Origin of the sequence: Photorhabdus africana (assembly GCF_035181445.1) — a bacterium.
In the GTDB taxonomy this organism is placed as follows: domain Bacteria; phylum Pseudomonadota; class Gammaproteobacteria; order Enterobacterales; family Enterobacteriaceae; genus Photorhabdus; species Photorhabdus laumondii.
On the sequence record NZ_JAXBVE010000238.1, the window covers coordinates 1 to 295 of the forward strand.

Here is a 295-nt window from a genome sequence, read left to right on the forward strand (position 1 = left end):
CAGATGCCCCAGATTGAGCTGGCTCTTACCGCCGTATTCGGTACTCAGTTTGATGTGCTCCCGACCGCGTTCGTCATCCATGCGCAATTTGTTATTCGCCGGGGTACGCAGGACATTGCGTTTGTAGTTGAATAAGGTGACGTGATCCGGGTGTTTTGAGTCGTGCAGCGCATGCGCGATATAAGGCCGATCCGGGTCGCCCCCTTCAAATGCGATCGCCACCTCGGTACCTATCAGCAACGGCCAGTGAAAACCGTAGGTGTCACCCGCGTAAGGGCGGGCCAGACGCACCCAC

1 protein-coding gene is annotated in these 295 nt (G+C 57.3%); it reads right to left on the minus strand.

The genetic code is table 11. The features are described 5' to 3' along the window. Positions 1 to 295 (minus strand): phage baseplate assembly protein V (locus SLS51_RS24950; protein ID WP_323840889.1); only part of this gene is annotated, 295 nt, incomplete at both ends.